This is a genomic window from Xanthomonas sp. NCPPB 2250 (genome assembly GCF_056725265.1).
Genome location: NZ_CM161520.1, coordinates 1,351,972 through 1,371,577 on the forward strand (window position 1 = coordinate 1,351,972; position 19,606 = coordinate 1,371,577).

Here is a 19,606-nt window from a genome sequence, read left to right on the forward strand (position 1 = left end):
AACGCGACAGGGGCCTTGCGGCCCCTGTCGGTGTGCATCCTGCCGGCGCGGTGGATCAGCGCTGCATCTGCGAATTGGACTGCCCGGTGGCGGCGGACTTCTCGCCGGCGAACGGATTGAGCTTGCGGATCATCCACGGGTACTTCGGCCAGTTGCCGGTCAGCCACGGATGCTGCGGGTCGTTGAGCTCGAGCACGCGGCGCGCGTCGGCGGCCAGGGTCTTGTTGCCCAGGTGGGTATAGGCATCGGCCAGCACCGCCACCGCGTCGTTCTGGTAGGCGCTCTGCGGGTAGGTCTCCAGCAGGTAGGTGGCGCGCGAGGCGGCCGACACCCAGGCGTCGCGGCGCAGGTAGTACAGCGCGTTGTCCAGCTCGTGCTGGGCGAACACGTTGCGCAGGGCGATCATGCGCGCGCGCGCGTCGGCGGCGTAGCGGCTGTTCGGGTAGCGCTCGGCGACGGTGTTGAAGTCGGCGTAGGCCTGCTGCGGGGTGGACAGGTCGCGGCGGCTGGGGTCCAGCGACCACACCCGGCGCAGGAACACCGTGTCGCGGTTGGAGTTGGACAGCCCGCGCAGGTAGTACATGTAGGCGATGTTGCGCTGGGTCGGGTAGGTGCGGATGAAGCGGTCGATGGTCGACACCGCGTCGTCGTGCTTGCCGGCCTTGTACTGGGCGTAGGCGCTTTCGATCATCGCCTGCTCGGTGTAGTTGCCGTACGGGTACTGCGCGATCAGCCGCTTGAAGCTGCTCTCGGCGCCGGCCCAGTTGCCGCTCTCCATCTGCGCATGCGCCTTCTGGTAGAGCTGCTCGACCGGCATCCCTTCTTCGGGGTTCTTCTTCTGACGGTGGCAACCCGTCGCCACGACCAGCGTGACCAGCAGCAGGGCGATGAAACGGACGTGCGCGGACAGCGGGACGGAGCGTCGGATCATGGGTTCGGGCGCGGCAGGGCAGGAATACGAAGGGGCGATGATAGCCTAGTGGCCTGTCCTGCGACTGACTATGGCCGCCGCGACCCCCTTTTTCCGACCCAAGCCGTGCCCCTGCCATGCCCCATACCCCCCCGGATCTCCCCGAGGACGCCGTCAGCGACGGCCCGCGCCAGGCGCGCGTCCCCGATCACGCCGCCGGCCGCCGCTTCGACGCGGTGCTGGCCGAACTGTTCCCCGAATACTCGCGTTCGCGCCTGGCCGAATGGATCAAGTCCGGCGACGCCCTGCTCGACGGCGCCCCGGCGCGGCCGCGCGATGCGCTGCGCGGCGGCGAGATCGCCAGCCTGCACGCGGTGCTGGACACCCAGACCCACGCCCTGCCCGAGGACATCCCGCTGGAGGTGCTGTACGAGGACGACCAGGTCATCGTGCTGAACAAGCCGGCCGGGCTGGTGGTGCACCCGGGCGCCGGCAACCCCAGCGGCACCCTGGTCAATGCCTTGCTGTACCGCGACCCGGGGCTGTCGGCGCTGCCGCGCGCCGGCATCGTGCACCGCCTGGACAAGGACACCAGCGGCGCCATGGTGGTGGCGCGGACCCTGCAGGCGCACACCTCGCTGGTGGCGCAGCTGTCCGCGCGCGACGTGCACCGGCAATACCTGGCGGTGGTGGTCGGGGCGCTGGTCTCCGGCGGCACCGCCAATGCGCCGATCGACCGCCATCCGCGCGACCGCCTGCGCATGGCGGTGCGCGAGGACGGCCGCGACGCGGTCACCCATTACCGGCTGCGCGAGCGCTTCCGTGCGCATACGGCCCTGGAATGCCGCCTGGAGACCGGCCGCACCCACCAGATCCGCGTGCACATGGCGCACCTGAAGCACCCCATCGTCGGCGACCCGCTGTACGGCGGCCCGCTGAAGCTGCCCAAGGGCGCCAGCGAGGAGCTGATCGGCGAACTGCGCGGCTTCAAGCGCCAGGCGCTGCACGCCGAGACCCTGGAGTTCAAGCATCCCACGAGCGGCGAGCCGGTCCGCGCCACCGCGGCGGTGCCGGCCGACCTGCAGCAACTGATGGCCTCCCTCCGCGTGGATGCGCAGGCGGCGGCCGAGCGGGCGCGGCGCTGAGCATGGCTGGGGTGCCGGTCTCCCGCGCCGTGGCGCGCGGCTGCGTTTCGCGCGGCGGCCGGCGACGCCAGGCTGGCGACATGTCGGCCGATGTCGGGCGAGGGCGCGGCCGATGAGCGACTTCGCCCTGCCGGCCGACTGGCCGGCACCGCCGCGGGTCCACGCCCTGACCACCCTGCGCACCGGCGCCGGCGCCTCGCAGCCGCCGTTCGACCGTTTCAACCTCGGCAACCGCAGTGCCGCCGACGGCGACGACCCGGCCACGGTGCAGCGCAACCGCGATGAGTTGGCCGCGCGACTGGCGCTGCCGACGCCGCCGCATTGGCTGCGGCAGGTGCACGGCGTGCAGGTGCTGCGTTTCGACGGGCCGCCGCAGGGCACCGGCATCGACGCCGAGCCGACCGCCGATGCCGCGGTCACCGCCGAACCGGGCGTGGTGCTGGCGATCCTGACCGCCGACTGCCTGCCGGTGGTGTTCGCCGCCCGCGACGGCAGCGAGGTCGGCGCCGCGCACGCCGGCTGGCAGGGGCTGGCCGGCGGCGTGCTGGAGGCCACCGTGGCCGCGCTGCGCACGCCGCCCACGCAGTTGCAGGCCTGGCTGGGGCCGGCGGCCGGACCGCAGCACTACGAGATCGGCGCCGAGGTGCGCGAGGCGTTCCTGCGCCACGATCCGGCAGCCGCGGCCGCGTTCGTGGACACCCGGCCCGGCCACTGGCGGGTGGACCTGTACGCACTGGCGCGGCAACGCCTGGTCGCGGCCGGCATGGCCCCGGAGCAGATCCATGGCGGCGGCCTGTGCACCATCGCCGATGCGCAGCGCTTCTATTCCTACCGGCGCGACCGCCGCAGCGGGCGCATGGCGACCCTGGCGTGGATCGCGCCCTGACGCCGCCGCTGTTCGCGCAGGTGCTGGGACCGGCGTTCGCGCAATTGCCGCCGGTACTGCGCGCGCTGCACACGCCGTCGTCGCAGTCGCGCTATGTCGGCCAGGCCATTGTCCAGCGCGGCCGCCATCCGTTGCTGCCGCTGTGCGCGTGGCTGGTGCGGCTGCCGCGCACCGGGCCGGCGACGCCGGTGGAGGTGGTGTTTCGCGCCGATGCCCACGGCGAGCGCTGGGAGCGCCGGTTCGGGACGCATGCCATGCCCTCGCGGCTGTGGCTGCATCGCGGCCGCCTGCGCGAGCGGTTGGGTGCGGTGGTGTTCGAATTCGCCCTGCGGATCGACGGTGCCGGCATCGAATGGCGCGCGGCACGGGCCTGGGCCTTCGGCGTGCTGCCGCTGCCGCGGCGCTGGCTGGCCGGCGTGCACTGCCGCGAAGACCAGCGCGACGGCCGCTACGCGTTCGTGATCGCGGTGACGCTGCCGTGGATCGGCCCGTTCATCCGCTACGAGGGCTGGCTTGCGCCGGCCTGAGCCACCGCCGGGTACGGCGCCCGCAGCGTCGGACGACACGGCCATCGTCGTGTTCGACGGGGTCTGCGCGCTGTGCAGCCGCTGGGTGCGGTTCCTGCTGCGCCACGACCGCCGCGGCCGCTACCGCTTCGCGGCGATGCAGTCGCCGCGCGGCAGCGCGCTGTTGCGCGAGCACGGCCTGGATCCGGCCGATCCGCTGTCGTTCCTGCTGCTGACACGGCACGGCGCATTGACCGATTCGGACGCGGCGATCGCGGTGATCGCCGGGCTTGGCGGGGTGTGGCGCAGTGTCGCGTCGCTGCGCCTGCTGCCGCGGCGTTGGCGCGATGCCGGCTACCGCGTGCTGGCGCGCAACCGCCATCGCTGGTTCGGGACCACGGCGCAGTGTTTCCTGCCGGAGCCGCAACAGCGCTCACGCTTTCTGGAGTGAGCACGACGCGCGCGGCGCGTCCGATCGGCTGTTTCCTTGCGCGAACCAGCGCCGCGGGTTCACAAGTGCCTGCGGTGGCCGTTCTTGACGGACGGGCCACACACGCGATCGGACCGGCAACGATGGAGATGCCTCTGCTGCTTCTGCTGGCAAGCCGCTGGCAGCGGCGTCCGTCAGCCTCCTTGGCAGATAGCACCGTGGTGCCCCCCGTTTCCACGCTCCCACACCCGCCCGAGAGGAGTTCCGCTATGCCCAGTCCTACGCCTGCGCGGCTGATCCATCCAAGCAATCGCGTGTTCGGCACGATCGATATCAAGAACTACAGATTCGTCGGCGAGCAGTTGCCCAGTACCTACTACATGAGCGGAACGGGCCCGTTCATCCGCTTGCGGCCATTGCATCGATCCGGTTTCGCCATCTACGAAAGGCCGACGCGCGTGGTGGGGCTCTATGTGGGCGACTGGGACCGGGACGACACCTTCGCGCAGAACATCCAGAATGTGGCGCTGTATCGCGAACTCGGCGCAAATGCAGCCGACATCGCCGCCAGCATCGAACGCCTGAAACTGGTCGCGCGACGCACCGACGAGATCATTCAGCAGAATACCGCTCAGCCACTGGAGTTGAACGACGCCGTCGTCTTCGTCAACGAGGGCGCCTTGGCCGGAACAGTGTGGGGCGGCGACAAGCAAAAGACCGGCAACGTGTACAAGCCGTTGAAGGTGGTCGATGCAACCGGCCCCAGCAAGAAGGCCCATGCCGGTCATGCCTTCGCCACGCGCGAGGCGGTGGAGCGGTTCTATGCCGATTACTACCCGCATGTGCTGGGGCAATTGATGCTGCTCGGGCAGGCCCAGCAATCCTTCGTTTCGCAAGCGCCCAATGGCGATGACGTCGTGACGGTGATCAATACCGACACCGGGTACTTTCCTCAGAGCGAGTTTCCCACCCGCGCCAGCCAGTTGCAGTTCCTGCTCCAGCAATTCATGAGCTTTGCCTGATCCTGGACGAGGCGGGCGGTCGTCGCGTGCGTCGCCTCAGGACGTACGGCGCAGCAGTGGGGTGACATTGCTGCCGCCCGGCCGCCCTTGTCCCGTCTCGATCCGGAACACCGCGACCGCGGCAGCCAGGCCGCCGGCCTGCTCCTCCATGCTGCGCGCGGCGGCGGTGGCTTCCTCGACCAGGGCGGCGTTGCGCTGGGTCACTTCGTCCAGTTGCGCCACGGTGCGGTTGACCTGTTCGATGCCGCTGGACTGCTCGCCGCTGGCGGCGCTGATCTCGCCGATCAGGCCGGTCACTCGCTGCACCGAACCGACGATCTCGTGCATGGTGGCGCCGGCGCGGTTGACCAGGGCGGCGCCTTCGCCGACGGTGCGCGTGGACGCCTCGATCAGGTCCTTGATCTCCTTGGCCGCATCGGCCGAGCGCTGCGCCAGCGACCGCACTTCCGAGGCGACCACGGCGAACCCGCGGCCCTGTTCGCCGGCGCGCGCCGCTTCCACCGCGGCGTTGAGCGCCAGGATGTTGGTCTGGAAGGCGATGCCGTCGATCACGCCGATGATCTCGCCGATGCGCTGCGAGGACGTGCTGATCGCACGCATCGTCGCCACCACCTCGTCCATCACCTGGCCGCCGGAACGGGCGACCTCGCCGGTGTTCTGCACCAGGCCGTTGGCCTGCTGCGCGTTGTCGGCGTTCTGCTTCACCGCCGAGGTCAACTCTTCCATCGAGCTGGCGGTCTCCTCCAGGCTCGCCGCCTGCTGTTCGGTGCGGTCGGACAGGTCGGTATTGCCTGCGGCGATCTCCGAGGCGGCGCGGCGGATCGTGTCGGCCGACTCCTGGATCCCGACGATGATTTCGGTGAGCTTGGCGACGGTGCGGTTGGTGTCCTCGCGCAAGCGCGCGAACACGCCCTGCGCCTGGCCGTCGACGCGGTGGGTGAGGTCGCCTTCGGCCAGCGCCGTCAGCGCCCCGGCCAGTTCCGCCAGGTTGCTCTCCACCCCATCGGAGATGCGGTTGACGCCTTCGGCCAGCGACTTGAGGACGCCGTCCATCGCCGCGGTCTCGATGCGCTGGCTGAAGTCGCCGTGCGCGGCGGCCTCGATCACCGTGGCCAGCGCCTGTTCGGCGGCGACCTGCGCGGTCACCTCTTCCCATTGCGCGATGGTGCCCAGGCGGTGGCCGTCGGCGTCATTGATCGGGCTGTACACGAAATCGATCTGGCGGCCGAAGAACGGCGCGCGCACGCGCTTGGAGCCGGTCAGCGCGCGCATGCGATCGATCGCCGCCTGGCTGTCCGGATAGATGTCGCCGATGCTGCCGCCGACGAACTGTTCGGCGCGGAATTCGGGGCGGAAGCGCTGCACGTCCGGTTCGATGGTGCGCAGCATCTGCAGCAGCTTGCGGTTGGCGAAATGCACGCGGCCATCGTCGTCGGCGATGCGCACCATGGTGTCGAGATCGTCCAGCGCCTGGATCACGAAACGGCCGTGGCGCAGTTCGGCCTCGGTCTGCGCCTGGCGTGCCGCCAGCGCCTGTTGCGCGTTCTGCAGCGCGCGCAGCAGCGCCACCTCGGCCGTGTCCCCGAGCACCTCCACACGCTGCTCGAAGCGGCCTTCGCCCAGTGCCTGCAGCGCCTGCGTGGCGTGTTCCAGGGCGCGTGGCGCGCTGCGTCTGCCGAGCCAGGCCAGTGCCGCGGCTGCGGCCACGGCGACCAGCAGCGCCGGCAGCAATCGCGGCAGTGCCGATCCGTTGGCTCCCACCGTGCGACCGACGTGCAACGCATAGCCGGCCAGCGCCAGCAGGACCAGGACATGGGACAGGGCAAGCAGCGCCGAACGCGGGCGCAGCCAGGAGGCGGTGGGGTGGAGAACGGCGGTTGGCGAGGGCATGGTCTGCACCGGCTGGGAAACAACGGGCAACGCCGCGAGGGCGATGCAATCGCGCGGGGGTTCATCCAGTATCGGCGCATCACCGCGCCGGCTTGATCGCCTTCACCTGCCGTTCGTCGGAAACTTTATATGGCCTGAACGCACGCGGTTTAGCGCTAAAGGCGTGATGGTGTGCTGCAGCGCAGCAGGTGATTGACTCTTGGCCGCGCGCAGGAGGTGACTCGGGCGGCGGGCCCGGAAAATCAGCGCCAGGGCGGCGATACGCCACCGGCCGCATGCGTGCGGCCGGTGGCGGGGTAAGGTTGCGTTGCCGACTTACTTCGCCGACGTCGCTGCGTCGGGCAGGGTCCAGGCGATCACGCTGTCGCCGGCCTTGGTCTCCATGCGGTCGTGGCCGCCGATCGCGGCGACGATGTACTGCTTGCCATCGACGGTGTAGCTCAGCGGCGCGGCCTGCGGGCCGGCCGGCACGCGCACTTCCCACAGCAGCTTGCCGGTCTGGGTGTCGTAGCCGCGCAGGAAGTTGTCCAGCGCCGCGCCGATGAAGGTCACGCCGCCAGCGGTGGCCAGCGAGCCGCTGTTGTTGGGCGTGCCCAGTTCGAACTTCATCTTCGAGGGAATGCCCATCGGGCCCTGGTCGTAGCCGGTGCCCAGCGGACGCCGCCAGATCACCTGCTGGGTGCGCAGGTCCACGCCGGAGATGTAGCCCCACGGCGGCGCCACGCACGGGGTGTTGAGCGGCGACATCCACGGCTCCTTGCGCGCGCCGTAGGGCAGGCCTTCCTGGGCCATGTAGCCGGGTGTCTTGCTCTTGCCGTTGAACACCGACACCACGCCCAGCGCCTGCATTTCCTTTCGCGGATACACGTGCTCGGTGTAGGGCAGGCGATTACTGTTCATCACCATGATGCCGCGCTGCAGGTCCACCGACACGCCGCCCCAGTTGATGCCGCCGTGGTTGCCGGTGAAGGCCAGCGAACCGCCCAGGCTGGGCGGGGTGAACATGCCCTCGTAGCGCAGCCGCTTGAACTGGATGCGGCAGGCCAACTGGTCGAACGGGGTGATGCCCCAGGCATCGGATTCGACGATGGTCTCGTAGTCCTTGCTCGGCGCGCCCACGGTATTGGGCATGCCCGGCGACACCGGCTGGGTCTTGGCGGTCCAGTCGCCGTGGTCGGTGCCCTGCGGCACCGGGATCTGCTGCACCGGCATGATCGGCGCGCCGGTTTCGCGGTCGAGCACGAACACCTGGCCGGACTTGGTGGCCTGGATCACCGCCGGGCGGGTGCCGCCGCCGGGCACCGGGAAATCCACCAGGTTCGGCTGCGGGCCGATGTCGTAGTCCCACAGGTCGTGGTTGATGGTGCGGAAGTGCCAGCGTTCCTTGCCGGTGGCCGCATCCAGCGCGACCAGCGAGGCGGTGTACTCCTCTTCCTGCGGGGTGCGCTGCTTGCCGAAGAAATCGCCGGAGGCGTTGCCGGTGGGCAGGTAGACCAGGCCCAACTGGTCGTCGGCGGCCATCAGCGACCACACGTTCGGGGTCGAGCGGGTGTAGGTCTGGCCGGCGGGCGGGGCCGCGTCGATGGCCGGGTTGCCCAGGTCCCAGGCCCAACGCAGCTGCCCGCTGATCGCGTCGAAGGCGCGCACCACGCCGGACGGCGCGTCGCGTTCCTGGCCGTCGCGGATCTGCCCGGTGGGCTGGATCACCACGCCGCGCATCACCACCGGCGGCGAGGTGGGGCCGACGAAGCCGGGCTTGGTGTTGCCGGTGTCCTTGTTCAGATCGACATAGCCGTGCGTGCCGAAGCTGTCGCAGAGCTTGCCGGTCATCGCATCGAGCGCGCCGAGGCGGCCGTCCACCATCGGCCAGAAGATGCGCTTGGCGCATTCGGCGACCGGCGTGGTCGCCTCGAAGTAGGACACGCCGCGGCAGGTGGTGGCGGCGACGCCGGCCATGGCCTTGGGATTGGTCTGCGGATCGAAGCGCCAACGCTCCTTGCCGGTGGTGGCCTCCACTGCGATCACCTTCTGCGTGGGCGTGCAGATGTAGACCAGGTCGCCGACCTTCAGCGGGGTGTTCTGGAATGCGTAGCCGAGCTTGGAGCCGGCCGGCTTGAGGTCGCCGGTGTGGAATTCCCAGGCGATCTTCAGGTCCTTGACGTTGTCCGGGGTGATCTGTGCGCCGGGGCTGTAGTGGTTGGACAGGTTGGACCCGGCATAGGCGGTCCAGTTGCCGGCATCGTGGTTGCCGGCGACGTTGCGGTCGGGGCTGTCCACGGTCGCGCGGCTGAAGGCGGCCTGCGGACGCTGCGCGGCGAGGCCGGGGTCGGCCAGTTCCACCGTGCGCGGGAACAGCAGCGGCACGAACACCAGCGCCGCGCCGAGCACCGGCAGCACGCCGGCGACCAGCAGGTAGCCGATGCCGGACACGGGCGCCAGACGCCAGCGCGCGACCTTCCAGAACGGCAACAGCAGCAGGCCCAGCACCGAGATCATCGCCAGGCGCGGGATCAGCGCCCAGCCGTCCAGGCCGACCTCGGCCAGAGCCCAGGCGATGGTCGCGGCCAGGGTGACGCCGAACAGCCACAGGCCGATGCGGCGCCCGAGCGCGAGCAGCACGCCGGACGCGGCCAGCGCCACGCCGGCGAGCAGGTAGTACCAGGAGCCGCCGACGGCGGCGAGTTGCCCGCCCATGACGGCGAGGGCGACGCCGATCACGGCGATGAGGAGGGCATAGCCGGCGAACAGCCAGCGGCCGGCTCCATTCGGTGGGGGAGAAACGGTCATGAGCGAAACATCCGACGAGGATCCCTGGCGCGTGGCGCGAATGGCGGCGATGCAGGCGATCGTGGGGGGAGAGGCGAGCGCGGGGTCGCGAGGACGGCGCGCATCGCAAGGCAGCGACCGCGCTGCCGCGTTCTCGGAAAGCGCGGAACCGGCGCGGCGCGTGCGGCCTATTTTAGGCGGCGCAGGTCGTCGGGCCGTGATGGCACGCGGAACACTGCGTCATGCGCTGCAGGGAGACGGCGCATGGCGCGATCGTGCGGCGCGCAGGCGCTGCGCGACGCGTGGTGCAACGCGTGTGCCGCGGCTAGCGCACGCTCTCCAGCGCCTGCAGATAGCGCTGGCGCCATGCGTTGATGTCGTGCTTGCGCAGGTGGTCCATCATCGCCTGCCAGCGTTCGATGCGCTTGGCCTTGGGCAACGACGCGCCGGTGGCGATGGCATCGGCGACGCCGTCCAGGTCGTGCGGGTTGACCAGCAGCGCTTCCTTCAGCTCGTCGGCGGCGCCGGCCAGCAGCGACAGCACCAGCACGCCGGGATTCTCCGGGTCCTGCGCGGCCACGTACTCCTTGGCCACCAGGTTCATGCCGTCGCGCAGCGGCGTCACCAGGCCGACCTGTGCGGCGCGGTAGAAGCCGGTCAGGGTGGCGTGGGTGAAGTTGCGGTTGACGTAGCGCAGCGGGGTCCAGTCCGGCTCGGCGTGGCCGCCGTTGATGTGCCCGGCGATCTGCTCGAGCTGGTTGCGCAACTGCTTGTATTCGGTGACGTCGCCGCGCGAGACCGGGGCGATCTGCAGGTAGGTGAGGCTGCCGCGCTGGTCGGCATGCCGTTCCAGATAGCGCTCGAAGCCGAGGAAGCGTTCCGGCAGGCCCTTGGAGTAGTCCAGCCGGTCCACGCCGATCGCCAGCTGGCGATCGCGCAGGCTGCTGCGCAGGTCGCGTACCGCCGGCTTGGACATCGCCGCGCGCGCCTGCTGCGCGATCAGTTCGGTGTCGATGCCGATCGGAAACATGGCCGCGCGGAACCTGCGCCCGCCCGGCGCTTCCAGCACGCCGTCCTTGATCACCTTGCCGCCGCCGAACAGGCGCACGTAGGCCTGGAAGCGGTCGACGTCGCGGCGCGTCTGGAAGCCGATCAGGTCGTAGGCGTAGAAGCCGGAGAACAGCCGCGCATGGTCCGGCAGCGCCTGGATCAGGTCGGCGGAGGGGAACGGCACGTGCAGGAAGAAGCCGATGCGGCAGCCGATGCCGCGCTCGCGCAGCAGCGAGGCCAGCGGGATCAGGTGATAGTCGTGGATCCACACCGTGTCGTCCTCGCGCAGCAGCGGCGCGAGCTTGTCGGCGAACATGGCGTTGACCCGGCGGTAGCCCTCGCGCGTGGCGCGGTCGTAGTCGACCAGGTCCAGGCGGAAGTGCAGTAGCGGCCACAGCGTGCGGTTGGCGAAGCCGTTGTAGTACGCGTCCAGGTCGGCGCGATTCAGATCCATGGTGACGAAGCGGATATCGCCCTGGGTCTGCTCGTGCATGGCGCCGCTGTCGCCGCGCACGGTCTTGCCGCTCCAGCCGAACCACACGCCGCCGCGCTCCTTCAGCGCCGCCAGCAAGCCCACCGCCAGGCCGCCGGCGCGGTTCTCGCCGGGCAAGGCCACGCGGTTCGATACCACCACCAGTCTGCTCATGATGCCTCCTGCCAACTACGCGACAAGCGCATGGCGGCGATGATCAGGCCGACATGCGAATAGGTCTGCGGGAAATTGCCCCAGGCCTCGCCGTTGTCGAAGGCCAGATCCTCCGACAGCAGGCCCAGGTGATTGCGCCGGGCGAGGATGCGCTCGAACAGCTCGCGCGCTTCCTCCTTGCGGCCGATCGCGGCCAAGGCGTCGATGTACCAGAACGTGCAGATGGTGAAGCTGGTCTCCGGTTCGCCGAAGTCGTCCGGCGCCACGTAGCGGTACAGCGCATCGCCATGCTTCAGGTCGCGGCCGATCGCCTCGACCGTGGCGATGAAGCGCGGATCGTCCGGGGCGATGAAGCCGATGTCGGCCAGCAACAGCAGCGACGCGTCCAGCCGGTGGCCGTTGAAGGTGTCGGTGAAGTGGCCCAGCTCGGTGCTCCAGGCCTCGGCCAGCACGCGTGCGTGGATGCGCTCGGCGCGGTCGCGCCAGTGCGCCACGCGTTCGTCCAGGCCCAGCCGCGCGGCGATCTTGGCCAGGCGGTCGCAGGCGGCCCAGCACATCGCGCTGGTGTAGGTGTGCACCTCGGCGCGGCCGCGGAACTCCCACAGGCCGGCATCGGGCACGTCGTGCAGTTCGAACGCGCGCTCGCCCAGCGGCTCCAGGCGCAGGAAGGTGTGGGTGTCGCCGGGATCCTTCAGGCGCAGGTCGAAGAACAGCTGGGTGGAGGCCAGCACCACGCTGCCGTACACGTCGTGCTGCTTCTGGATCCAGGCCAGGTTGCCGCGCCGCACCGGGCCCATGCCGCGGTAGCCGGCCAGCGACTCGACCTCGTGTTCCTCCAGCGCCGCCTCGAAGCCGATGCCGTACAGCGGCTGCAGGCTGCCGTCGGTGGTGGCGATGTTGAAGATGTAGCCGAGGAATTGCTCCATCGTGCGGGTGGCGCCGAGCCGGTTCAGCGCGCGTACCACGAAGGCGGCATCGCGCAGCCAGCAGTAGCGGTAGTCCCAGTTGCGCGGGGTGTCCGGCGCTTCCGGGATGGAGGTGGTCATCGCCGCGATGATCGCGCCGCTGTCCTCGTACTGGCACAGCTTCAGGGTGATCGCACTGCGGATCACCGCGTCCTGCCAATCCAGCGGCACCGACAGGTAGCGCACCCACTCGCGCCAGTATTCCTCGGTGCGTTCCTGCGCTTCCTGGATGTAGCCGGTCAGCGAGCGGGTCAGCGATTCGTCCACGCCCAGCATCAGGTTGACCGGGTGGTTGAGCACGAACGGCAGTTCGTCGCGGATGAAGCGCACCGGCACGTCGGTGGTCAGGCGCAGGGTGAAGTCCGGCAGCAGCCAGCGCACGTGGTTGCTGCCCCAGGTGCTCTCCGGCTGGCGCGCGCCCCAGTCGGCCAGCGGCCTGGCCAGCACGCGGATGCGCGGGTTGCCGGCCAGCGGCCGCACCTGGCGGATGATGCTGACCGGGCGATAGAAGCGGCCGTGGTTGCGCCAGCGCGGCGCGAAGTCGATCACCTCCACCGCGCCGCCATGGGCGTCGCGCAGCACGGTGCGCAGGATCGCGGTGTTGGCCAGGTAGTGCTGATCGCTGTCGACGAAGTCTTCCAGCTCGATGCTGAAATCGCCGCCGGGGTGCGCGCGCGGGGAGAGCAGGGCGCAGAACGCCGGATCGCCGTCGAAGGCCGGCAGGCAGCTCCACACCACGCTGGCCCGTTTGTCGATCAGGGCGCCGAAGCTGCCGTTGCCGATGACGCCGAGGTCGAGATTGGGGGAACTCATGGAGCGGTCGGGTCCTTGTGCGGAAGCAGTGGGGGAAGCGGCCACGGGGCGCAGGTGGGCGGGCGTGGTGACGGCCTCATCCGGCGTTATCGCGCAGCCAGGCGTGTACGCCGCGTGGATCGGGCAGCGCATAGGTGGCGACGCTGTCGGCGCGGGTGCCGACCAGCACGCTCCAGCCGCCGGCCCGGTTGGCCGCGGCGAAGCCGAATTCGTCGGTGAGATCGTCGCCGACGAACACCGGGCGGCGCCCGCGGAACGGCGGTTGCTGCAGCAGCGTGGTCAGCGCCACGCCCTTGTCGCTGCCTTCGGGCACGAACTCGACCACGTGGTCGCCGGGCTGCAGACGGTAGCCGGGCAGGTCGGCGAGCTGTGCGTGCGCGAACCCCAGCACCGCCTCGGCCGCGCTCGGCGCCGCACGCCAGTGCAGGGCCACGCTGGCGCCCTTGTCCTCGACCAGCACACCCGGATGCGCCTGGCGCAGGTGTGCGGCACGCGCATGCAGCGCATGCAGAAACTCGGAGGTATCGGCGGGCATCGCCGCCTGCGCGTCGGCGTCGCTGCGCAGCTCGTGACCGTGCAGGCCGGCGGCGGGCAGCCGCAGCGGTGCGAACAAGGCGTCCAGTTGCGTCAGCGGACGTCCGCTGACCAGCGCCACCGCGCCACCGAGGCGCTGGTGCAGGCGGCCGATCGCCTCACGCACCTCGGGCAACAACTGCACCTGGTCGGGACGTTCGGCAAAGGCGATGAGGGTGCCGTCCACGTCCAGGAACAATGCGCAGGCATCGTCCAGACGCGGCGGCGGCGGTCGGAGGGGGAGCGCGTCTGCCATTCCGCCATCATGAACGGGATGGCGTTAGCGTCAGGTGGATTGGGGCGGGATTCGGGATTCGGGAGTGGGGATTCGCAAAAGCGAGCGCCTGGCGGCTGCGGCTGTCCGCCCATGCCGGGATTGGAAGAGTGGGGATTCCGGATTGGCTAGCGCTCTGCGAGCGCCGACGCACCGCCCTTGCCAATCCCTAATCCCGACTCCCGAATCCCGGCCGTCTGCACATGCCGGGATGGGGAGCGGGGATTCGAGATTGGGCAACGCTCTGCGAATGCCGACACGCCGCTCTTGCGAATCCCCAATCCCGACTCCCCAATCCCGTCACCTCAGTCAGAAGGTGTACCGCACCCGCCCATAGTAGTAAGCGCCGTTGCTGCCGATCGGCGACAGCACGTCGTAGGGCAGGTTGCCGAAGTAGGCGATGTCGGGCTTGGAGCGGTCGGCGTAGGCGTCGGTGAGGTTCTGGCCGCCCACCGCCACGCTCCACTGCGGGGTGAGGTGGTATTCGACCTCGGCGTCGAGTTGCCACTTGGCGCTGTAGGTCTGTTCCGGGGCGAAGCCGCCGCCGAAGTCGAACACGCGGGTGGCGCTGCCGTAGCGGGTGACGCGGGTCTGCAGCGACCAGCGCGCGTCGCTCCAGTTCGCCGCCAGCTGTGCTCGGGTGCGCGGGGTCGCCTCGGTCAGGGTGTTGCGCTCTTCCACGCCGAACAACACGTAGTCCGGATTCAGCGCCAGCAACTGCGCCGGCGTGGCCACCACGTTCTCCAGCTCGGTCTTGGCGTAGCTCCAGGTGCCGGTCAACTGCAGTTGGCCCTGGCCCAGCGCCTGCCACCAGTTGCTGACCAGTTCGGCACCGCGGGTGCGGGTGTCGGCGGCGTTGACGAAGAAGCTGGCGCTCTGCAGGCCGGTGATGCCGAAGCGCTGCGCGACGAAGTCGGTCAGGGCGTCGCCGTCGATGCTTTCCGACAGCGCGATGCGCTTGTCGATGTCGATCTGGAACAGGTCCAGCGACAGGTCGAAGTGGCTGCCGACGCGGCTGGTGAAGCCCAGGCTGTAGTTGCGCGACTTTTCCGGCTGCAGCGTGCGGGCGCCCAGCGCCTGCGCGATCGGGTTGTCGACCGAAAGCAGGCGGCCCTGCAGCAACTGGCCGTTGGCGTTGTAGCCCGTGGAGCTGGCCTCGTAGCCGATCTGGCTCAGCGACGGCGCGCGGAAGTTGTTGGAGATGGCGCCGCGCAGGGCGAATGCCGGGACGAACTCGTAGCGCGCGGCCAGCTTGCCGGTCAGTTCGCCGCCGAAGTCCTGGTAGTGCTCGTAGCGCGCGGCCAGGTCGGTGGAGAGCTTGTCGCCGAACTGGCTGGACACGCTGGCGTAGACGCTGGCGACGTTGCGCGACAGGTCGGCCGCATCCTGCGGGGTCAGGCCGCCGCCGGCCTGGGCGCCGGTGGGGCGATCGGTGTAGGGGCCGGCGGCGTAGCTGGCCGGGTCGCCCGGACGGGTGCGGTAGTGCTCGCGGCGCAGCTCCACGCCGGTGCCCACGGTGTGGGTGGCGCCGGCGGCGTCGAAGCTGCGGCTCAGGTCGAGGTTGGCCACGCCCTGCTCGAAGGCGTAGTCGCCGGTCTTGAAGCGGGTCGGGCTGCCCGGGCCCAGCGAGGCGTTGAGCGAGTGCTTGAGCCGGTAGGTGAAGTCGTTGCGGCCATAGTCGAGGCTGGCGTCGTAGGCCCATTCGCCCCATTGCCCGCGCGCACCGAGCACCGCCTGCAGGTCGCGGTTCTCGCCCAGCGACACCGGGCGGTAGCCCTGCGGATACACCTGCGTCCAGTTGGCGGCGCCGTCGGGGTAGCGGAAGTAGTTGGCGCCCTGCGTGTCGCGCTGGTTGTAGGTACCGAAGGCATAGACCTCGCTGCCCTGGCCGAACGGCAGCTTGCCGTTGATCCAGGCGTTGAGATCCTTGCTGGCGCCGTCGCCGAGTTCATAGTTGCGCTTGCCGGCCAGGGCCAGGTTGGCCGGGGTCTGTTCCTCGAACGGCGGGATCTGGTCGAAGCCGGCGCGGTTGGTGGCCTCGTGGTTCTTCAGCTCCAGGCCGACCTTGAAGAAGCCGCCATCCTCGCCCAGCCGCGTGCCGACCTTGCCGCTGGCATAGCCGGTCTGGCCGTCGGTGAGGGTGCGGTGGATCGGCTTGACGTCGGTGTGGTTGGCGCCGTAGCTGGCCTCCAGCGCGCCGCTGTCCGGGTCGTCGTCGAGGATCACGTTGATCACCCCGGCCACCGCGTCGGAGCCGTACTGCGCGCCGGCGCCGTCGCGCAGCACTTCGATGCGCTTGATCGCGCTGATCGGGATGGCGTTGAAGTCCACCGGCGTGGTGCCCTTGCCGATCTTGCTGTCGGTGTTGACCAGCGCCGAGGTGTGGCGGCGCTTGCCGTTGACCAGCACCAGCACCTGGTCGGGCGAGAGCCCGCGCAGCTGTGCGGCGCGCACGTGGTCGGCACCGCCGGAGTTGGACTGGCGCGGGAAGTTGAAGGACGGCAGCAGCGCCTGCAGCGCGCTGCCGAGTTCGCCGTTGACCACGCCGGCCTTGCGGATGTCCTCGGCGCTGAGCACGTCCACCGGGGCGGTGGATTCGAGCACGGTGCGGCCGCTGGCGCGGGTGCCGGTGACGATCACCGTGTCCAGATTGGTCGCGGTGGCCGGAGCGGCGTCCTGGGCGAACGCGGGGGCCGCCAGGGCCAGGGCGATGGCCAGGCTCAGCGGCCTGACGAACGGGGACGACATGGGGGTTCTCTCCTGAAACGATGACCATCAAGACCGGCCGCGCCGGCCATGGCGGCGACTGGGGTCGGCAAAGGTTGCTGCATCCATCCGGATGAAGCGATATATTAGCCCGACGTTAAGGCGATGTGCGAGCCGCGTGTTCGGTGCCGTGGGGCATGAGCTCATGCCCTGGGGTTATCCGGGCACGTCCTGCGTCTGGCCTACGATCGCCTGTCCCATTTCCGTTCCGACCGAGACCTTGCCGATGCTGCTGCGTGCCCCGTTGATCGCCGTCCTCCTGGCCCTGAGCGCCTGCGCCAGCATCGCCCCGTCCGCGCCCACCGCGCCGAGCAAGGTCAGCGCGACCATGCAGGGCGATGCGGCGCGGCCGGCGCAGGCCAGCGGCTGGGTGCGCAGCGAGCTGTACTTCGGCGTGGGCGAGGAGAGCGGCCCGGCCGACCGCCCGCAGGCCGAGCCGATCAGCGAGGCGCGCTGGCGCGCGTTCCTGGACAAGGAGGTCACGCCGCGCTTTCCCGACGGCCTGACCGTGTTCGACGCCTACGGCCAGTGGCTGTTCCGCGGCGCCAAGGAGCCGAACCGGCTCAACACCAAGGTCCTGGTGATCCTGCACGAGGACACCCCGCAGCGCCGCGCCGACATCGAGGCGATCCGGCTGGCGTGGAAGCAGGCCACCGGGCACCAGTCGGTGCTGTGGGCGCGGCAGGCGGTGGACGTGTCGTTTTGACCGCGGGGATTGGGGAGTGGGGAGTGGGGATTCGCAAGGGCGGGGTGCTGCCGTGACGGTAGGGCCGTTCGTGATTCGGCCCGGTGATCTCGACGATCCGGCGGTGCGTGGGTTGCTGGAGTACCACGTGCAGCAGATGCAGGCGCAGTCGCCGCCGGAAAGCGTGTATGCGCTGGATGTTTCCGGTCTGCGGCGCACCGACGTGCGGGTGTGGAGCGTATGGCGCGACGATGCGCTGGCCGCGGTCGGTGCGCTGCGGGTGCTTGGCGAGGGCGGCGGCGAGCTGAAGTCGATGCGCACGCACCCGGCGTTCCTGCGTCAGGGCGCGGCCGCGGCCCTGCTCGAACATCTGATCGCGGTCGCCCGCGCCGACGGCCTGCAGCGCCTGAGCCTGGAGACCGGCAGCGGCGCGGCGTTCGAGCCGGCGCTGGCGTTGTAGCGCCGGCGCGGCTTCCGCAACGGGCCGGCGTTCGGCGAGTACGTGCCGAGCGCTTTCAACCAGTTCCTGCATCTGCCGCTGTCGCCTTAGCGGCGCGCCGTCGCCGGAAAACGGCATCCTGCGCGTGCACCGATCCGACGGTGCCGCTTCCCCTTACCATCCCTCGACCCCCAACGCCGCCACTGCCCGCATGTCCACTCCCGCTCCTGTCTCGCCGCGTCCGCGTTGGTTCGTCGCCGGCGACCTCAACGGCTTCTTCGGCCTGGTGGTCGACAACCTGTCGATCCTCGGCTTCATCACCCTGGCGCTGGTGGGAATCTTCCAGTTCCCCGCCGAGGTCATCTACACCCGGATGATTCCCGGTACCGCTTTCGGCGTGCTGGTCGGCAACCTGCTGTACACCTGGATGGCGCGGCGGCTGGCCGCGCGCAGCGGGCGCAGCGACGTCACCGCGATGCCGCTGGGGCTGGATGCGCCGACCAGCATCGGCATGGCCCTGTTGGTGCTCGGCCCGGCGTTCGTGCGCTACAAGCAGCAGGGCCTGGACCCGCAGGCCGCGGCGCTGGCCACCTGGCATCTGGGCATGGCGTCCCTGGTGGTGATGGGCGTACTGAAGACGGTGCTGTCGTTCTTCGGCGATGCGGTCACCCGCGCGCTGCCACGCGCCGCGCTGCTCGGCTCCATCGCCGGCATCGCCATCGTGCTGATGGGCTTCCTGCCGCTGCTGGAGGCGCTGCGCACGCCGCTGGTCGGGCTGGTGGTGCTGGGCCTGTTGCTGTACGTGCTGATCGCCAAGGGGCGGCTGCCGTGGCGCCTGCCGGGGGTGCCGCTGGCGCTGGCGTTGGGTACCGGCCTGTACTACTGGGCCAATGCCGCGGGGATCGGCATTCCCGGCCACCAGGCGCCGCAGTGGATCGCGCCGCAACTGGTGCTGCCGTGGCCGAGCCTGGGGTTCGTCACCGGCCTGCCCGACACGGTGCCGCTGCTGCCGCTGCTGCTGCCGTTCGGCCTGCTGATGGTGGTGGGCGGCATCAACGTCAGCGAAAGCGCACGCGCCGCCGGCGACGACTACCGCACCCGCGACATCCTGCTGGTCGAGGCCGGCGCGACCCTGATCGCCGGTGTCTGCGGCGGCGTCGCGCAGACCACGCCGTACATCGGCCAACCGGCCTACAAGCACATGGGGGCGCGCAGCGGCTACACCTTGCTCACCGGTTTGTTCATTGGCCTGGGCGGCATGTTCGGGCTGGTCGCCGGCCTGGTGCAGTGGCTGCCGATGGCGGTGCTGGCGCCGATCATCGTCTACGTCGCCATCGACATCACCACCCAGGCCTTCCAGGCCACGCCCAAGCGCCACGCTGGTGCCATGGTGTTGGGCTTCCTGCCGTCGGTGGCCTACCTGCTGGCGATCAAGGCGCCGGGCTGGATCGCCCCGGAGCAGTTGGCGAAACTCACCAGCACCCTGGACGGCCACGGCCTGCCGGAACTGGCGGTGATCCTGACCCTGGGCAACGGCTTCATCATCACCGCGATGCTGTGGATCGCCACGGTGGCGGCGATGGTCGACGGCCGCCTGCGCCGTGCCGCCGTGTTCCTGCTGGTGGCGGCCGGGCTGACCCTGTTCGGGCTGATCCACTCGGTGGACCCGCGCGGCGGCCTGTACCTGCCGTGGACGCTGAGCGGCGTGCCGAAGCTGATCGCCTGGCAGTTCGTCGGCGGCTACCTGGTGCTGGCCGCGCTGCTCGGCCTGCTGTCGTTGCAGAAGCCGCGCGCGGTGCTGCTGGACTGACGGCGGCGCGACAATCGGTGCCGGGATCGC

At 70.1% G+C, this 19,606-nt stretch carries 15 protein-coding genes; 8 read left to right on the forward strand and 7 right to left on the reverse strand.

Going from position 1 to position 19,606, the window contains the following annotated elements; genetic code table 11:
- Window positions 1–55 precede the first annotated feature (55 nt).
- Window positions 56–931: an outer membrane protein assembly factor BamD gene (locus AC1PMG_RS05645; RefSeq protein ID WP_017910377.1), complete on the reverse strand. Its 876-nt coding sequence runs from the start codon at window positions 929–931 to the stop codon at window positions 56–58.
- Between the two features lie 116 nt (window positions 932–1,047).
- Here AC1PMG_RS05645 and rluD point away from each other — a divergent pair, with 116 nt between their 5' ends.
- From rluD to AC1PMG_RS05670, 5 genes are all read left to right on the forward strand, one after another.
- Window positions 1,048–2,055 (forward strand): 23S rRNA pseudouridine(1911/1915/1917) synthase RluD, encoded by a 1,008-nt coding sequence (gene rluD / locus AC1PMG_RS05650; RefSeq protein ID WP_342074103.1) that lies wholly within the window; start codon window positions 1,048–1,050, stop codon window positions 2,053–2,055.
- 112 nt (window positions 2,056–2,167) lie between these two features.
- Window positions 2,168–2,941, forward strand: a complete 774-nt coding sequence (pgeF, locus tag AC1PMG_RS05655; protein WP_481110948.1) for a peptidoglycan editing factor PgeF — start codon at window positions 2,168–2,170, stop codon at window positions 2,939–2,941.
- Window positions 2,926–3,468, forward strand: a complete 543-nt coding sequence (locus tag AC1PMG_RS05660) for a DUF4166 domain-containing protein (protein WP_481110949.1) — start codon at window positions 2,926–2,928, stop codon at window positions 3,466–3,468. The genes pgeF and AC1PMG_RS05660 overlap by 16 nt, the downstream gene beginning before the upstream one ends.
- Window positions 3,455–3,898, forward strand: coding sequence for a thiol-disulfide oxidoreductase DCC family protein (locus tag AC1PMG_RS05665; RefSeq protein WP_267119353.1), 444 nt, complete (start codon window positions 3,455–3,457; stop codon window positions 3,896–3,898). Before AC1PMG_RS05660 ends, AC1PMG_RS05665 begins: the two co-directional genes overlap by 14 nt.
- Window positions 3,899–4,146: 248 nt before the next feature.
- On the forward strand, window positions 4,147–4,899 hold the full coding sequence (locus tag AC1PMG_RS05670) for a hypothetical protein (RefSeq protein WP_342074099.1): 753 nt from the start codon (window positions 4,147–4,149) through the stop codon (window positions 4,897–4,899).
- Window positions 4,900–4,935: 36 nt separating this feature from the next.
- Here the strand turns inward: AC1PMG_RS05670 and AC1PMG_RS05675 are convergent, their stop codons facing one another.
- The 6 genes from AC1PMG_RS05675 to AC1PMG_RS05700 form a co-directional block, all read right to left on the reverse strand.
- Window positions 4,936–6,789, reverse strand: a complete 1,854-nt coding sequence (locus tag AC1PMG_RS05675; protein ID WP_481110950.1) for a methyl-accepting chemotaxis protein — start codon at window positions 6,787–6,789, stop codon at window positions 4,936–4,938.
- A 315-nt stretch (window positions 6,790–7,104) separates the two neighbouring features.
- Entirely contained in the window at window positions 7,105–9,576 is a 2,472-nt protein-coding gene (locus AC1PMG_RS05680; RefSeq protein ID WP_481110951.1) for a membrane-bound PQQ-dependent dehydrogenase, glucose/quinate/shikimate family, read from the reverse strand.
- Between the two features lie 304 nt (window positions 9,577–9,880).
- The gene (gene otsA, locus AC1PMG_RS05685) at window positions 9,881–11,251 is read right to left on the reverse strand and encodes an alpha,alpha-trehalose-phosphate synthase (UDP-forming) (protein ID WP_017916188.1); all 1,371 of its coding nucleotides are present in this window, start codon (window positions 11,249–11,251) and stop codon (window positions 9,881–9,883) included.
- Window positions 11,248–13,029 carry a glycoside hydrolase family 15 protein gene (locus AC1PMG_RS05690; protein ID WP_342074097.1) on the reverse strand — a complete coding sequence of 594 codons (1,782 nt, stop codon included), beginning with the start codon at window positions 13,027–13,029 and terminating at the stop codon, window positions 11,248–11,250. The genes otsA and AC1PMG_RS05690 overlap by 4 nt, the downstream gene beginning before the upstream one ends.
- A gap of 76 nt (window positions 13,030–13,105) precedes the next feature.
- A complete protein-coding gene (gene otsB / locus AC1PMG_RS05695; protein WP_481110952.1) occupies window positions 13,106–13,858 on the reverse strand; it encodes a trehalose-phosphatase in 753 nt (250 codons plus the stop codon).
- A gap of 327 nt (window positions 13,859–14,185) precedes the next feature.
- A complete protein-coding gene (locus tag AC1PMG_RS05700) occupies window positions 14,186–16,624 on the reverse strand; it encodes a TonB-dependent receptor plug domain-containing protein (RefSeq protein WP_481110953.1) in 2,439 nt (812 codons plus the stop codon).
- 244 nt (window positions 16,625–16,868) lie between these two features.
- Here AC1PMG_RS05700 and AC1PMG_RS05705 point away from each other — a divergent pair, with 244 nt between their 5' ends.
- The 3 genes from AC1PMG_RS05705 to AC1PMG_RS05715 all read left to right on the forward strand — a co-directional run bounded on the left by AC1PMG_RS05705 (window position 16,869) and on the right by AC1PMG_RS05715 (window position 19,576).
- A complete protein-coding gene (locus AC1PMG_RS05705) occupies window positions 16,869–17,348 on the forward strand; it encodes a DUF3574 domain-containing protein (protein ID WP_481110954.1) in 480 nt (159 codons plus the stop codon).
- 70 nt (window positions 17,349–17,418) lie between these two features.
- A complete protein-coding gene (locus tag AC1PMG_RS05710) occupies window positions 17,419–17,787 on the forward strand; it encodes a GNAT family N-acetyltransferase (RefSeq protein WP_481110955.1) in 369 nt (122 codons plus the stop codon).
- Window positions 17,788–17,977: 190 nt separating this feature from the next.
- Window positions 17,978–19,576, forward strand: coding sequence for a hypothetical protein (locus tag AC1PMG_RS05715; protein WP_481110956.1), 1,599 nt, complete (start codon window positions 17,978–17,980; stop codon window positions 19,574–19,576).
- Window positions 19,577–19,606: the final 30 nt, after the last annotated feature.

Coding starts and splice junctions, on each gene's coding strand:
- AC1PMG_RS05645 (WP_017910377.1), bottom strand. CDS start 931: ATGATCCGACGCTCCGTCCCGCTGTCCGCGCACGTCCGTTTCATCGCC.
- rluD (WP_342074103.1), top strand. CDS start 1,048: ATGCCCCATACCCCCCCGGATCTCCCCGAGGACGCCGTCAGCGACGGC.
- pgeF (WP_481110948.1), top strand. CDS start 2,168: ATGAGCGACTTCGCCCTGCCGGCCGACTGGCCGGCACCGCCGCGGGTC.
- AC1PMG_RS05670 (WP_342074099.1), top strand. CDS start 4,147: ATGCCCAGTCCTACGCCTGCGCGGCTGATCCATCCAAGCAATCGCGTG.
- AC1PMG_RS05675 (WP_481110950.1), bottom strand. CDS start 6,789: ATGCCCTCGCCAACCGCCGTTCTCCACCCCACCGCCTCCTGGCTGCGC.
- AC1PMG_RS05680 (WP_481110951.1), bottom strand. CDS start 9,576: ATGACCGTTTCTCCCCCACCGAATGGAGCCGGCCGCTGGCTGTTCGCC.
- otsA (WP_017916188.1), bottom strand. CDS start 11,251: ATGAGCAGACTGGTGGTGGTATCGAACCGCGTGGCCTTGCCCGGCGAG.
- AC1PMG_RS05690 (WP_342074097.1), bottom strand. CDS start 13,029: ATGAGTTCCCCCAATCTCGACCTCGGCGTCATCGGCAACGGCAGCTTC.
- otsB (WP_481110952.1), bottom strand. CDS start 13,858: ATGGCAGACGCGCTCCCCCTCCGACCGCCGCCGCCGCGTCTGGACGAT.
- AC1PMG_RS05700 (WP_481110953.1), bottom strand. CDS start 16,624: ATGTCGTCCCCGTTCGTCAGGCCGCTGAGCCTGGCCATCGCCCTGGCC.
- AC1PMG_RS05705 (WP_481110954.1), top strand. CDS start 16,869: ATGCTGCTGCGTGCCCCGTTGATCGCCGTCCTCCTGGCCCTGAGCGCC.
- AC1PMG_RS05715 (WP_481110956.1), top strand. CDS start 17,978: ATGTCCACTCCCGCTCCTGTCTCGCCGCGTCCGCGTTGGTTCGTCGCC.